Origin of the sequence: Solibacillus faecavium (genome assembly GCF_014836905.1) — a bacterium.
Classification (GTDB): Bacteria; Bacillota; Bacilli; order Bacillales_A; family Planococcaceae; genus Solibacillus; species Solibacillus faecavium.
Window position 1 is genome coordinate 137948 of sequence record NZ_JACSPZ010000007.1, and the last position, 14434, is coordinate 152381.

Annotated in this window: 13 protein-coding genes and 1 riboswitch; of the genes, 10 read left to right on the forward strand and 3 right to left on the reverse strand. The window is 37.1% G+C overall.

All coding sequences use genetic code 11. The features are described from left to right. Nucleotides 1-11: 11 nt before the first annotated feature. The gene (locus H9635_RS14265; RefSeq protein WP_191700984.1) at nt 12-1652 is read right to left on the reverse strand and encodes a glutathione ABC transporter substrate-binding protein; all 1641 of its coding nucleotides are present in this window, start codon (nt 1650-1652) and stop codon (nt 12-14) included. Between the two features lie 436 nt (nt 1653-2088). Here H9635_RS14265 and nikC point away from each other — a divergent pair, with 436 nt between their 5' ends. From nikC to H9635_RS14295, 6 genes are all read left to right on the forward strand, one after another. Beyond that, complete coding sequence (nikC, locus tag H9635_RS14270) at nt 2089-2949, forward strand: nickel transporter permease (protein ID WP_191701036.1); 861 nt, start codon at nt 2089-2091, stop codon at nt 2947-2949. 15 nt (nt 2950-2964) lie between these two features. Next, the gene (locus H9635_RS14275; protein WP_191700985.1) at nt 2965-3918 is read left to right on the forward strand and encodes an ABC transporter permease; all 954 of its coding nucleotides are present in this window, start codon (nt 2965-2967) and stop codon (nt 3916-3918) included. Nucleotides 3919-3940: 22 nt separating this feature from the next. Further along, nucleotides 3941-4978, forward strand: a complete 1038-nt coding sequence (locus tag H9635_RS14280; protein WP_318245220.1) for an ABC transporter ATP-binding protein — start codon at nt 3941-3943, stop codon at nt 4976-4978. Next, on the forward strand, nt 4950-5963 hold the full coding sequence (locus H9635_RS14285) for an ABC transporter ATP-binding protein (RefSeq protein ID WP_191700986.1): 1014 nt from the start codon (nt 4950-4952) through the stop codon (nt 5961-5963). Before H9635_RS14280 ends, H9635_RS14285 begins: the two co-directional genes overlap by 29 nt. A 100-nt stretch (nt 5964-6063) precedes the next feature. Continuing rightward, a complete protein-coding gene (locus H9635_RS14290) occupies nt 6064-7227 on the forward strand; it encodes an exonuclease SbcCD subunit D (RefSeq protein WP_191700987.1) in 1164 nt (387 codons plus the stop codon). A gap of 2 nt (nt 7228-7229) precedes the next feature. Continuing rightward, nucleotides 7230-10283 (forward strand): AAA family ATPase, encoded by a 3054-nt coding sequence (locus H9635_RS14295; RefSeq protein ID WP_191700988.1) that lies wholly within the window; start codon nt 7230-7232, stop codon nt 10281-10283. Between the two features lie 55 nt (nt 10284-10338). On the opposite strand, the gene H9635_RS19405 is transcribed toward H9635_RS14295, so the two are convergent. Continuing rightward, nucleotides 10339-10470, reverse strand: coding sequence for a hypothetical protein (locus H9635_RS19405; RefSeq protein ID WP_263617210.1), 132 nt, complete (start codon nt 10468-10470; stop codon nt 10339-10341). 69 nt (nt 10471-10539) lie between these two features. Continuing rightward, nucleotides 10540-10866: a DUF4870 domain-containing protein gene (locus tag H9635_RS14300; RefSeq protein ID WP_191700989.1), complete on the reverse strand. Its 327-nt coding sequence runs from the start codon at nt 10864-10866 to the stop codon at nt 10540-10542. A 118-nt stretch (nt 10867-10984) separates the two neighbouring features. Next, nucleotides 10985-11093, forward strand: a riboswitch (TPP riboswitch). A 111-nt stretch (nt 11094-11204) separates the two neighbouring features. Between H9635_RS14300 and thiT the strand changes: the two genes are divergently transcribed. The 4 genes from thiT to H9635_RS14320 all read left to right on the forward strand — a co-directional run bounded on the left by thiT (nt 11205) and on the right by H9635_RS14320 (nt 14371). Beyond that, on the forward strand, nt 11205-11765 hold the full coding sequence (gene thiT, locus H9635_RS14305) for an energy-coupled thiamine transporter ThiT (protein WP_191700990.1): 561 nt from the start codon (nt 11205-11207) through the stop codon (nt 11763-11765). 214 nt (nt 11766-11979) lie between these two features. Further along, a complete protein-coding gene (gene map / locus H9635_RS14310) occupies nt 11980-12732 on the forward strand; it encodes a type I methionyl aminopeptidase (protein WP_191700991.1) in 753 nt (250 codons plus the stop codon). A 171-nt stretch (nt 12733-12903) separates the two neighbouring features. Next, on the forward strand, nt 12904-13746 hold the full coding sequence (locus H9635_RS14315) for a polyphosphate kinase 2 family protein (RefSeq protein WP_191700992.1): 843 nt from the start codon (nt 12904-12906) through the stop codon (nt 13744-13746). A gap of 70 nt (nt 13747-13816) precedes the next feature. After that, complete coding sequence (locus H9635_RS14320) at nt 13817-14371, forward strand: GNAT family N-acetyltransferase (RefSeq protein WP_191700993.1); 555 nt, start codon at nt 13817-13819, stop codon at nt 14369-14371. Nucleotides 14372-14434 lie beyond the last annotated feature (63 nt).

Genomic DNA, 14434 nt, shown 5'->3' on the forward strand with positions numbered 1-14434 from the left:
TTTAGTATCAATTACTCGCTAATTTTAACTTCACGTAATTGATAGATACTGTCTGTACCTACGTTGAAGCCAGAAACTTTATCCGATACACCTGTTAAAGTATATGGGTGTAATACGAATGCCATTGGAGATTCGTCAGAAATTAATTGTAATGCTTCTTTATAAATTGCTTCACGTGCAGCTGGGTCTGCTTCGCGACGACCTTTTTCTAATAACTCATCCACTTTATCGCTTGAGTAGAATGAACGGTTACCTGGGTCACCATGTTGTGAAGAGTGGAATAATGCATATAGACCGTAATCCGCATCACCAGTAGGGTTAGACCAGCCTAAAATGAACATGTCATGCTCACCAGCAGCTGTTTTTTCCAAGTATGAACCGAATTCCATTACTTCGATTTCAGCTTGAATGTTTAATTGCTTCAAGTTTTCTTGTAAAACAATTGCAACTTGTTGACGAGCAGGGTTATCATTCGTCCAAATTGTCGTTTTAAAGCCGTCCGCATAGCCTGCTTCTTCAAGTAATGCTTTAGCTTCGTCCATGTTATAAGCCATAGAAGTCACATCTTCTGTGTATCCGAAAATACCAGGAGCTAAAGGTGAAATCGCAGGAATACCATAGCCTTCATAAATACCTTCAATTAAAGTCGGGCGATCAATTGCTTTAGAAATTGCTTGACGTACTTTTGGATCGTTGAAAGGTTCTTTTTCAGTATTGAAACCAAGGTATGTTAAAGATGAAGAAGCTGTTTCCAATACAGAAGCGCCATCAAAACTATTAACATTTGCTACTTGACCAGGCTCAACTGCACCAATAATGTGTGCATAACCTGATTGTATTTCCGCAACACGAGTAGCACTTTCTGGTACTACTTTAAATGTTACAGAATCAATGTGTACTGGAGTGCCAGCGTATTCTGCGAACTTAACTAATTTAATTTCAGTACCAGGAGTCCAGCTCTCAAATTTGAATGGACCAGTACCAACCGGGTTTGTTCCGATTACAGAACCAGCTTTAACTGATGAATCAGCTTCCATTGCAGCGTAATCTTCTTCAATCGATTTAGGTGAAATAATACTACCACCATTATGCGTTAAGTGGGCAAGTAATGGTGAGAATGGGTATTCAGTTATAAATTGAACAGTAGATTCATCTACTACTTTTACTTCTGTTACCATTTCGAATAAGAAAGCACGTGGAGATCCAACTTCAGGATCTAATAAACGATCGAATGAAGCTTTTACAGCTTCTGCGTTAAATGCTTCACCGTCATGGAAAGTAACACCTTGCTTAAGCTTAAATTCCCAAGTTAAATCGTCAACTTGATTCCAAGAATCTGCTAAACCAGGAACTAATTCCCCGTTTGCGTCACGATTTACTAAAGTTTCGTAAAGGTTTGATTGTACGTTAGATGATGGTACGTCATTTGAACCATGTGGATCTAATGAACTCGCATCTGATAACTCAGCGATAATTAAGTCACCGCCAGCCGCAGCTTCATCTGTAGTACCAGAGTCTGTATTTGTTTCAGTTCCAGTGTCCTCGCTTTTTGATGTATCTTCTGAATCATCTCCACCAGCACATGCAGCTAACACAAGAGCAAGTGTAAATGTAAGAAGTAGCATCCAAAGCGACTTTTTAGAAAATGACATGTTGGAAGTCCCCCCATTTAATATTATTTTAGAATATTACAAAAATGTAATTTCTTTAAATAGAATAGCACATATGAGTACAAAGCATCAATATCCAAAAAAGATAAAAAATAGTTAAAGTAGAAAATCAGGACATGATATAGTATTTTATAATAATTATTAATTATTCGGTAAATTGTTATAGTGCTTATGGCTGTAAGAGTAAGTCATAATTTGCATTAAAATAGTATACTATGTTAGTATAATCAAATTATTAAAAAATATAAAAATAATAAAATATTCAGAATTTTAATAAAACATTATTATGTTGAAATGTATACTTTTTACTCTATATACTATTATTTATACTAACTATTTAGAATTTATAGAAGGAATTAAAAATTTGAAAGGATGATTTATATTGAGTACGGTACAAACAGAGAAAAATCCTTCTACAATGAAAAAAAGTAATCCACGTTCGGAAGCTTTTAAAACGTTTATGAAGCGTTTATTAAAAAACAAAGCAGCTGTTGTTGGTGGAATAGTAATTCTTTTTATCATTTTAGTAGGGATATTGGGTCCATTTTTAGTTAAGACCGATCCGAATGCACAAAATATTTTAAACAAACTTCAGCCACCTTCAAAGGAACATTGGTTTGGTACAGATAACTTCGGTCGTGATATTTTCTCACGTATTGTTAATGGAACAAAGCTAACATTAACAGTTGGATTTTTATCAGTATTTATTGGAGGTGTAATTGGGGTAGTATTAGGGATTGTATCCGGATATTATGGCGGTGCAATTGATACGATAACTATGCGTCTTATGGATATCCTGTTGGCGTTTCCTGGTATATTACTAGCTTTAGCAATCGTTTCTGTATTAGGCGGTAGCTTAATAAACGTTATTATTGCGGTCGGTATATTCTCCATCCCCGCATTCGCACGTATCGTACGTGGTTCAACGTTACAAGTAAAAAACCTCGAATATATTGATGCAGTAAGAGCACTCGGGGCATCGGATATACGAATTATCTTTAGACATATTTTACCGAATATTATGTCACCAATTATCGTTCAAGCAACTATGCGTATTGCAACGGCAATTTTAACAGCCTCCGGTTTAGCATTTTTAGGTTTAGGCGCTCAGCCGCCAGCAGCGGAATGGGGAGCGATGTTGAGTGATGGCCGTACGTATATGCATAATGCAGGACATATGGTTTTAATTCCTGGCATGATGATTGTTGTCGTAGTATTGGCATTTAATATTTTTGGTGATGGGTTACGTGATGCACTTGATCCAAAGATGAAACAATAGGAGGTGGAACAGTAAATGACTAAATATATTATCCGTCGTTTATTACAAACGATTCCCGTATTGTTAGGGGTTTCTATTTTAGTATTCTCATTGATGTTCCTAATTCCTGGTGATCCTGCTCAAGTAATGGCAGGGGAAGGTGCATCTGAACAAACGGTAGAAAATATACGAGAAAAATTAGGGTTAAATGACCCTGCATATGTACAGTATGGTCGATTTTTAGGGAATGCACTGCAAGGCGATTTAGGTAATTCAATTCGTAGTGGTCGCCCTGTAATGGATGAAATACAGGCGAGATTTTGGATTACGGTGGAAGTAGCTGTTTATGCAACAATAGTCGCTGTGTTTTTAGGTTTAATTGCAGGTATTATTTCTGCTGTACGTCACTATACATTAACTGACGTTTCAATTATGCTTATTGCGTTATTTGGTTTATCAATGCCAAATTTCTGGTTAGGATTATTGTTAATTCAATGGTTTGCATTGGGTAATTTACCATTTGGATGGGATTTACCGGAAATTCTGAAAATGAGACCATCCGGATGGGGTGACTCATGGCGACAAATTATTCTACCGGTTATTACACTCGGTACAGGTGGCGCCGCAATTATTGCACGTATGACTCGTTCATCAATGCTTGAAGTTATTGGACAAGATTATATTCGTACTGCTCGTGCAAAAGGGGTATCCGAACGAATCGTGATTTACCGTCATGCACTTAAAAATGCACTTATTCCAGTCGTAACAATTATTGGATTAGAGTTTGGTGGATTCCTAGGTGGAGCAGTGTTAACAGAAACAATTTTCGCTATTAATGGTATGGGCCGTTTAACAATAGATGCAATTAGGCAAAGGGATTTCCCAATCGTTCAAGGGACTGTACTCGTAATTTCACTTTTATTCGTAATTGTAAACCTGTTAGTGGATATTTCATATAAATTCTTGAACAAACGAATTGACTTAAACTAATAAACGAAAAGAGGTGTGGCATATGAATGAAATGGAAAGTATTTTAGTTGTAAATAATCTACAAACATCATTTGGTACGGACGCTGGAGAAGTTCGTGCGGTTGATGGTGTAAGCTTTACTGTTCCAAAAGGGAAAACTATTGGGATTGTAGGGGAATCTGGTTCCGGGAAAAGTATTACATCCCTTTCGATTTTACGTTTACTAGCATCAAATGGTAAAACTAAGGGCGGTGAAGTACTTTTCAAAGGAAAAGACTTATTGAAGCTGTCGGAAAAAGAAATGCGTGAAATTCGTGGGAATCAGATCTCGATGATTTTCCAGGAACCTATGACATCGTTAAATCCAGTTTATACAGTGGGACAACAAATTAGTGAAACAATCAAAATCCATAAAAAGCTAGGTAATAAAGAAGCGATGACTCAGTCAGTGGAAATGTTGAAGCTGGTTGGTATACCATCACCTGAAAAGCGCGTAAAACAATATCCACATGAATTATCGGGCGGAATGCGCCAGCGTGTAATGATTGCAATGGCATTAGCATGCGATCCTGAAATTTTAATTGCGGATGAGCCAACAACAGCGCTCGATGTAACAATTCAAGCGCAAATTTTAGAGCTGATTAAAGATTTACAAAATCGTTTAGGGATGTCTGTAATTATGATTACCCATGATTTAGGGGTAGTGGCTGAGACATGCGATTATGTTGCGGTTATGTATGCTGGGCAAGTAGTGGAATATTCAGATGTCCGCACATTATTTAAAAACCCTAAGCATCCATATACATTAGGCTTACTAAATTCATTACCACGTCATGATGTGGACCAGGAAAAACTTATTCCGATAAAAGGAATGGTACCGAGCCCACATGAAATGCCGGTCGGTTGTCGTTTTGCTCCTCGTTGTCCAGCGGCGACAGAGCTTTGCCATAAAAAACAGCCGGAGTTGTTGAGTACCGGAGCAGACAATTCGGAGCAAATCCGTTGCTGGATGTACTCAGAAGAGTGGGATGGAGAATCGGAGGTGACGCTATATGGCGAAAAAAGAACTGTTAAAGGTTGAGGGATTAAAGCAATACTTCCCAATTAAAGGTGGTTTTTTAGGCCGTACCGTCAACCACGTAAAGGCAGTAGATGATATTTCATTTACGATTTATGAAGGGGAAACTGTAAGTATCGTAGGGGAATCTGGTTGCGGTAAATCTACAACAGGTAGAGCAATTTTACGTTTGGAAGAGCCGACAGATGGATCTGTTGTATTCCAAGGGACAGATATTACAAAAATCCCTAAAGGTGAAATGCGTAAATTCCGTAAGGATTTACAAATCATTTTCCAAGATCCATACGCTTCAATTAATCCACGTCAAACGGTTGCAAGCGTCCTAAATGAAGCGATGCATATTCAAAACGTATTACCGCCGGACCAGCGCCGTGCACGGATTGAACAACTTCTTGAAACGGTTGGATTACGTCCATATCAAGCAGACCGCTATCCCCACGAATTCTCTGGGGGGCAACGTCAGCGTATCGGTATTGCCCGTGCATTATCAGTTGACCCAAAGCTAATTATTTGTGATGAAGCGGTATCTGCACTTGACGTTTCAATTCAAGCGCAAGTATTGAACTTATTAGAAGAATTACAGGATGAATATGGATTAACATACTTATTCATCTCTCATGACTTAGGGGTAGTACGTCATATTTCTGACCGTATTATCGTAATGTACTTAGGAAAAATTGTTGAGATTGCAGATAAAAACAGTTTGTTTGAAAACCCTCAACATCCATATACGAAAGCGCTTTTATCGGCAATTCCTGTACCAGATCCGGATGCAGTGAAAAGTCGAATCGTATTGAAAGGTGATGTACCGTCACCAATTGATCCGCCACAAGGTTGCCGCTTCCATACACGCTGTCCATTTGCGACAGATAAATGCCGTACGGAAGAGCCAGTTTTACGTACATCTGCCATTATGAAAGATACACATGAAGCTGCGTGTCACTATATGGAAGAAATTTCAGCTGGAAAAATGACAGCAAATTATTAATAATAATTATAACCACACTATACGAATATTCGTTCGTATAGTGTGGTTTTTTTAATTTTAGTCATGTACACTTATAGTAATAAGATAGGAGGCGTTATTCATGAAGATATTTCATACAGCAGATTGGCATTTAGGAAAGCTTGTACAAGGTGTATCGATGACGGAAGATCAGCAATATGTAATCGAACAGTTTATCGAGGAAATAAGAACAGAAAAGCCAGACGTAGTCATTATAGCGGGAGATTTATATGACCGATCAGTACCACCTACTGATGCAATTCAGCTTTTAAATAAAACTTTTAAACAAATATTAATTGATGAAAAAACACCGATTGTCGCAATTGCTGGAAATCATGATAGCGCTACACGTTTAAACTTTGGTAGTGATTTAATGAAAGCAAGTGGCTTGCATATTGTCGGTCACCTGGAAAGTTACTTTGAACCGGTTATTATGCATGACGAGTATGGGGAAGTACATTTTTATTTAGTTCCCTTTGCAGAGCCTTCAATTGTACGAAATGTTTTTGGCGATGAATCGATTACGACCCATGAGGGGGCAATGGCACGGATTATTGAAGAAATTAAGTTAACAGTTGATCCGGAAAAACGCAACATTATTGTTGGACATGCCTTTGTTACAAAAGATGGGATGCCCGAACAAAATACAAGTGATTCAGAACGTAAATTGACGATAGGTGGTACAGAGTGCATTGACTCGGCATTGTTTGAACCATTTTGCTATACAGCGCTGGGACATTTACATCAGGCGCATTTTGTGGCAAATGAAAAAATACAGTATGCAGGATCACCACTAAAATACTCCGAATCTGAAGTAACACATAAAAAAGGCTTTTTAATAGTTGACCTGAAAGAAGATGGCTCCGTAGCTGTGGAAAAAAAGTTGCTGACGCCGATTCGGGATATGCGCATTGTTACAGGACTGCTTGATGATATTTTACAACATGATAAAAATGATGATTACGTTTTCGTAAAGTTGCAGGATGAAAGTTTTGTTAAAGGGGCTGCTGAACTAGTTCGTACTGTTTATCCGAATGCTTTGCATATTGAAAGAACGGTCGTTTATGAAAAGCTTGAGCAGCAGGCGGATACTTTAAATCGTGTACAAATGAATGATTCGGAATTGTTTGAGCTGTTTTACACAGAAATGACTGGTAAGCCTCTGAGTGAGGAAACTAAAGCAATTTATACAGACATTCTTCAGCAGCTGATCGATAATGAACGAGAATTACAGGAGGTGCTGTAACGATGAAGCCTATTAAATTATCGATGACAGCATTTGGACCATATCAAACAAAGGAAGTTATCGACTTTACGAAACTTCATGAGCATGGAATATTTGTCGTTTCAGGGGCTACTGGTGCGGGAAAAACGACTATTTTTGATGCGATAACATTTGCCCTTTATGATTCAGGCAGTGGGGAAGACCGTGAAAAGTCTCTTTTTTTACGTAGTGATTTTGCAGATGAGACGATTGATACTGAAGTCGAGCTTGAATTTGAAGTGCGCGGACGTTTATATCGGATTTGGCGAAAATTTGGTCATAACGGGTCGAGTGCGAAACGGGAGTTTTTTGAAATTACTGGGGGCGTTGAAGTTCCGGCTGTAGAAAAGTTTCAAGTAAAGCTAATTCAAGCGAAAATAGAAGAGCTGATTGGCTTAACCCAATCTCAATTCAATCAGATTGTGATGCTCCCACAAGGAGAATTTCAGAAATTATTGACATCCGAATCGAAACATAAAGAAGAAATCTTCCGTAAAATATTCAAAACAGAACGATTTACAAAAATGGTCGAGCTTTTGCGTGAGAAAAAAAAGTCTGCCGAAAAGCTATATGATCAATCAATCATGCATCAAGACAATACCATTCATGAAATTCTATCGCGCCTACCTAATAGAGAGTCACAGCTATTTTCAGCGGTAAATCAAGATGTGATAAATCTATATCAAGTAAAGCAAGCCTTACTATTGGAACAGCAATATTATGAAGAACATTGCAGAACATTAAAAACGAAATATGAGAAATCCAAATTACAATTACAGCAATTAAATGAAACGTATAGTGAACAAAAGCTATTAAATGAGCGTATTGAGAAATATTTATTAAGAAAAACAAAACTTGCAGAGCTTCTGCAGCAGGAACAAACTATGGAAAACGAGAAACACCGTCTCGAGCTTGCAAAAAAAGCAACACATATCGAACCTATAGAGCGTGAACATGAGAAAGTGAAGCTTCAGCTTGAAAAAGCAGAAGTAGCATTACAGCGAGCAAAAAAGGATTTTGAACAGGTACAGTTACAGCTTCAAAATGCATTGAAATATTATGAAGAACAAAAGCAACATGAACCTTTATTGGATGAGTATCCAAAAACTATTTCACAGTTAGAACAGCTCTTACCGATTTATCAATCGATAGATGACCAGCGTAAATCCGTTTTAAAAATAGAGGAAAACCAAAATAACGCAAAACAATTATTTGAAAAGCTTCAAAAAGAAGATATTGCATTAAAAGAACAGCAACAGGAGCAGCGTACAATTATAAATGGCTTGGAAGAAAAAGTGGCTTCGTATCAGGAAACGTTTGAAGCTCAAGCAATGTTGACTAAGAAAATTGAGCTTGCGAAAGAAACTTTAAAGTTCCAATCTAGCGTAGCGGCATTAACGAAAACACTGGCTGAAAAACAGCAAATTGCAAATGATGCCCAGGATAAATTTAAGAAGCTGGAACAACAGATTCGCAGCAATCAGGCAGCATTTCTCGCTACGTCACTTAAGCACGGGGAGGCGTGTCCTGTATGCGGAAGCACAGAGCATCCAGCGATCCATAGCAGTGAAGCAATGGATGTCGACGATAATGAATTGACCGTATTGCGCCGTGAAAGTGACAATGCACTGCAGAACTTTTATCAAGTAAGTTCGAAATTGGAGTTAGAACAAGCGGCATTAAATGAAAAACAGTTGATACTTCAACAGCTGGAAATTGCCCCTTCATCTCTTGACGAATACGAGCAGAAACTATCTATATTGACGAATCAATTATCGATACAAAAACAGCAACAAGCGCAACTAGTAATGGAAAAGAAAAAGTTGGAACAGCTATTGGAAAACAAAGAAGTGCTTCAAGGTCGGATTGAAAAAGGGCAGCAATATGTATCGGAAATTGATCAACAATATGCACAAGAGAAGGGAAAGCTTGAGCAAAGTGAAAAGTCTTTACTGCCGCAATTTTCTACGGTTCAACAAGTTACAGAAGCATTGACAAGCCTTCAGCAAAAGTATCATCATTTGAAAAATACAATACAAAAAGCGTTGGAAGCATTGCAAAATATCCAATTAGAAGAAAAGTCTTGTGAAGTTAATTACCATCATGCATTGAACAATTTAACTGAAAAACAACAGGAAAATGAAATAGCGCAAGCTTCATTTGAGTATGTACTCATACAAGAAGGCTTCCATTTAGAAGCATATAAGCAAGCACTACTTCCACTACATGTTCAACAGCAAATTCAGGAAACTTTAGATAACTATAAGCAAAGTTTTCATACTTTAACAGTGCAAATTGCAGAAGAACAACAAATGCTGGAGGGAAAAGAATTGGTGGATTTAAAAGCTTTCGAGCAACAAATTACGCTTCTTACAGAGCAAGTAGAAGCACAATATTCAGAAATGAAGTTAGTTCAATCTTACACATTACAGTGTGGGGAAACTTTAGAGAAGCTTGAAAAATCAGCTCGACAAATAGAAGAATATAAAGAAAAATTAATGCAAGTTGAACATGTTTATGATTTGATTCGTGGACAAAATGAAGCGAAAATTTCTTTTGAGCGATTTGCGCAAATAGGCTATTTAGAAAAAGTAACACATGCCGCAAATGAGAGACTTCGAGTGTTATCAAATGGTCAATACTTTTTAAAGTCAACGGGTCGCAAGGAAGGAAATGCTCAAAGCGGGTTAAGTATTGATGTATATGATAGTAATACAGGGCAAACACGCGATGTAAAAACATTGTCCGGCGGTGAGAAGTTCAATGCATCACTTTCGTTAGCATTAGGAATGGCGGATGTTATCCAAAGTGTTCAAGGCAGTGTGCATATTGATACGATGTTCATCGATGAAGGCTTCGGTACATTGGATGAAGAGGCGTTGCGCCGAGCTATCGATATTTTAATCGACCTACAGCAGACAGGACGACTAATTGGGGTAATTTCACATGTTGCCGAACTTAAAGCAGCTATGCCGGCCATTTTACAAGTACAAAAGTTAAAAGAAGGCTATAGTAAAACGGAAATTATTATTAAATAAAATTTTTCGAAAAAAGACATTTCACTCGAATGATAGGGTGAAATGTCTTTTTACGTTAGCGTTTTGTAGCTCGGCGTGTAGTAGTTACGGGTTGTGGAGTAGATTTTTTATCCATCATTTTCTTTATAATTGGATAAAGTATTGGACCATACTTAATTGCTGTTTTAACAAGTTTGTTAATTTTCATAAGTGTTCACTCCTTAACGAATATCATTTCGTATAAGAAATATACCCAATTATGAAGCTTTCATAAACATTAACGTAGAACTTTAATAGCTTTCACTAAATTCCAAATCCCTACTATTGAAAACATAATAACTAAAACTACAATGGCAATAAAATGTGAACTGACAAAGAAATCCTGCATAGTCAACGTTTCATGCGTTAAAAAAAGTGAAACGAAAAAATAAATAATATACAAAATGCCAAAAGCAATCGGGATAAACTGTGTTATAAAAGCCTTTTTGGAGTGCGCCCTTACAAAATCATCTTTTGAAACTATATATATAATAAATGGCAAGATAGATGGTGCAAAATAAAAGCTTAAATAGCTTAAAGCACTCAAACCTTTTGATTGATTCATTTCATTCACTCCTTTGTTTGTATACGCTTCTGTCTGGAATTTAGTTTCAAAAAAATCGTTTGTTGAAAGTTGGAAAATTATTCGATACAATAAGTTTGTTCAAACAATAATTATTTAGATGTACCACAAGGGGAGCCGAGTAAGTCGGCTGAGATTGTGCACGTGATTGCACTGACTCTTTGAACCTGTAAGTTAGTACTTGCGTAGGGATGTGGATAGAATCCGACTGTTCAAACGATAGTCAGGCTTTTGTCCTGATTATCGTTTTTTATTTTTGCAGATGAATTTCTATTCCTTCTTCACTTCTGTTACATCGGAAAAAAGAAAGGAGCATTGTTATGGACAAAAAAAGATTACTTATGATGGTGGAAATAGCGATTTTCGCTGCCGTCGGACTGGTGTTGGATCAAATATCATTTAAAATGTGGGCGCAAGGTGGTTCGATCAGCTTTGTAATGGTTCCTATTATTTTAATGGCAATTCGTTGGGGAGTAACAGCAGGTCTTGCAACAGGTCTACTGATCGGCATAATGCAAATGATGTTTGGCGCGTATATTGTTCACTGGCTTCAGGCAATTCTGGATTATGGTCTCGCTTTTACTGTAGTAGGTTTAGCGGCAGTTATAAGAAAGCCTTTACTGCAAGCAACACAGTCACTTCATAAAACAAAGATGGCACTCTATATTATAATAGGTACGTTATTAGGTGGAGCTTTACGATTTGTTTGCCACTTACTTGCCGGAGTGGTCTTCTTTAAGGAATTTGCAGGCGACGATAATGTGTGGACATATTCAATTCTCTACAACGGTTCCTATATGCTGCCAGCAACAATTATTACAGCCATTATTGCCGTCCTATTATTCACGTCTGCACCACGTTTATTGCAAAAAGTACAATAAATTAAATTATTATAATAGAACTAGGTTTGCAGTGCGGATTTCCACACTTCAAATCTAGTTTGTTTTTTTATCAATGTACATTAATCTATAAATCATTTTTGCACATAATTCCTGTATTTAAACACATCATTTAAAAAAACAATGAACACTTACAACCGATTTTAAGTATGTTATAGTTAAGGGTAGACATTGTTTAAGAGGAAGGAAGTTACACATGATTGTTACAACTCAAGAAGAAATCCAGGCTTTTAAAAAAATAGGACGCATTTGTGCTGAAATTCGTGAAGCGATGAAAGCTGCGACAGTACCTGGCGTGACAACAAAAGAATTGGATGAAATTGCAGGACGGATGTTTGCTGATGCTGGCGCTGTTTCAGGTCCAAAAGGTGAATATGACTTCCCGGGCTATACTTGCATTTCGGTGAATCATGAAGTGGCACATGGTATTCCAGGTAATAAAGTGATTCAAGAAGGAGATATCGTTAATATCGACGTATCAGGTTCTTTAGATGGATATTTTGCAGATACAGGAATTTCCTTTGTTGTTGGAGAAGGCTATGAAGATAAGGAAAAACTTTGTGCTGTAGCAAAATCTGCATTTGAACGTGCAATGACAAAAGTTAAAGCAGGTTCAAAATTAAATCAAATTGGTAAGGCGGTTGAGCGTGAAGCGCGTGATCATGGCCTAACGGTAATTATGAACTTAACAGGTCATGGTTTAGGTAAATCATTGCATGAGGAGCCTAACCACGTATTAAATTATTATGATGCATGGGATACAACGATTATGAAAGAAGGGATGGTTTTAGCAGTAGAGCCATTCATTTCAGCAAAGGCAGAGCATATTGTTGAATCTGGAGATGGTTGGACATTTATTACTCCGGATAAATCGTTAGTTGCACAAATTGAACATTCGATTATCGTAACAAAAGACAAACCAATTATTTTAACAACATTAGAAGACTAATAAAAAACGTGGAAGCATATAGTGCGGCCACGTTTTTTACTTTTGTTCTATAGGGAGATTAAATTAACATAAAATAATCAAACGATTCAAATAAATCACAACAACAATTACCATTTCTAAACACTTTCAAGTAAAATATATATAATGATTCGCAATAGAGGGGGCCGTTGAATGAAGAAACTAAACGATTTGGATCTTACATTAAAATTGGATAAGAAGCTCTACAAAAAGCAATTGAAAGAGTTGCAGTATAAAATGCTTAATATACAGCAATTTTTATACAACAATAAAATCGGTCTCATCTTCGTTTTTGAAGGTATGGATGCAGCAGGCAAAGGGGGCGCAATAAAGCGATTAACAGAACACATTGATCCACGTGGTTTAATCGTTTCACCAATTTCCGCACCACAGCCACACGAAAAGCGTTATCACTATATGCACCGTTTTTGGCGGAAGCTTCCTCAGCATGGTCAGATAGCCATCTTTGACCGTTCCTGGTATGGTCGTGTATTAGTGGAACGCATAGAAGGCTTTGCAAAAGAACATGAATGGAAGCGTGCTTATAACGAAATTAATGACTTTGAAAAGCAATTAACGGATGAAGATTATATTATAGTTAAGTTTTGGGTTCATATTGATGCAGATGAGCAGTTGAAGCGCTTTATGGAGAGAGCGGCAGATCCATATAAATCTTGGAAACTAACAGATGAAGATTGGCGAAATCGTGAAAAGTTCAATCTATATATGGAAGCGGCAGATGAAATGTTTGCTAAAACAAATACAGAAAATGCCCATTGGTGTTTAATTCCTGGCAACGATAAATTTTATGCACGAGTACAAGTGCTAAAAGAAGCGGTTGCGCAAATTGAAACACAAATTACTAAACGGGGTCTTCAGCTTACCAATGTTTTTGAAAATCATAAGGAACTTGCGGCAGATAGTGAAAAACCTGAATTTATAGAAATACAGCCAAAGCCAAAGCCAAAAAAGAAAAAATCAAAAACAGATAAGTAAGTTTGGCTGTGAAATGTAGGTGAGTTAAATGAAAAGCTTAATTAAGCTATTTCGAAAGAAGGAGGGTCCAATGGTTCAACTTATTGGGCAACAATGTTCATTGCGTACATTTACACTGTCCGATGCAAGAGCATTGACTAAGCTATTAGTGGATAACAAATTTTATTGGTCAACATACGAACCGTTACATCGGGATGAATTTTATACAGAAGAGACACAGTACAAGAAAATAATGGAAAGCATGCATCTTTTGCAAACAAACAGAGAGTTTTCCTTTGGAATCTTCCATAATGAAACAGGTCTACTGATTGGTCATATATCTCTCTACTCTATAAAACGCTTGCCATACTCCAGCGGTTTTATCGGATATTCTATGGATGAAAAATTTATTGGAAGAGGCATTGTAACCGAAGCAGTACGTTTAGTAATGGAATTCGCATTTTCGACTTTAAATATTCATCGTATTGAAGCATATGTCGCTCCTCAAAATGTGGGCTCTATACGCGTTTTAGAGAAGTCAGGATTTACGAGAGAGGGTTTACTCCGAGAATTATTATTTATTAATGGTAAATGGGTTGACCATTATATGTACGCAATATTACAGCGAGAATATATAAATAGGTGATCTTTATATGACTATAAAAAAAGCTATAGCACTTACCCAATAAAGTCCTGTGGGTAAGGCTAT

Coding starts and splice junctions, on each gene's coding strand:
- nikC (WP_191701036.1), top strand. CDS start 2,089: ATGAAAAAAAGTAATCCACGTTCGGAAGCTTTTAAAACGTTTATGAAG.
- H9635_RS14290 (WP_191700987.1), top strand. CDS start 6,064: ATGAAGATATTTCATACAGCAGATTGGCATTTAGGAAAGCTTGTACAA.
- H9635_RS14320 (WP_191700993.1), top strand. CDS start 13,817: ATGGTTCAACTTATTGGGCAACAATGTTCATTGCGTACATTTACACTG.
- H9635_RS14315 (WP_191700992.1), top strand. CDS start 12,904: ATGAAGAAACTAAACGATTTGGATCTTACATTAAAATTGGATAAGAAG.
- H9635_RS14295 (WP_191700988.1), top strand. CDS start 7,230: ATGAAGCCTATTAAATTATCGATGACAGCATTTGGACCATATCAAACA.
- map (WP_191700991.1), top strand. CDS start 11,980: ATGATTGTTACAACTCAAGAAGAAATCCAGGCTTTTAAAAAAATAGGA.
- H9635_RS19405 (WP_263617210.1), bottom strand. CDS start 10,470: ATGAAAATTAACAAACTTGTTAAAACAGCAATTAAGTATGGTCCAATA.
- H9635_RS14275 (WP_191700985.1), top strand. CDS start 2,965: ATGACTAAATATATTATCCGTCGTTTATTACAAACGATTCCCGTATTG.
- H9635_RS14300 (WP_191700989.1), bottom strand. CDS start 10,866: ATGAATCAATCAAAAGGTTTGAGTGCTTTAAGCTATTTAAGCTTTTAT.
- H9635_RS14265 (WP_191700984.1), bottom strand. CDS start 1,652: ATGTCATTTTCTAAAAAGTCGCTTTGGATGCTACTTCTTACATTTACA.
- H9635_RS14280 (WP_318245220.1), top strand. CDS start 3,941: ATGAATGAAATGGAAAGTATTTTAGTTGTAAATAATCTACAAACATCA.
- thiT (WP_191700990.1), top strand. CDS start 11,205: ATGGACAAAAAAAGATTACTTATGATGGTGGAAATAGCGATTTTCGCT.
- H9635_RS14285 (WP_191700986.1), top strand. CDS start 4,950: ATGGCGAAAAAAGAACTGTTAAAGGTTGAGGGATTAAAGCAATACTTC.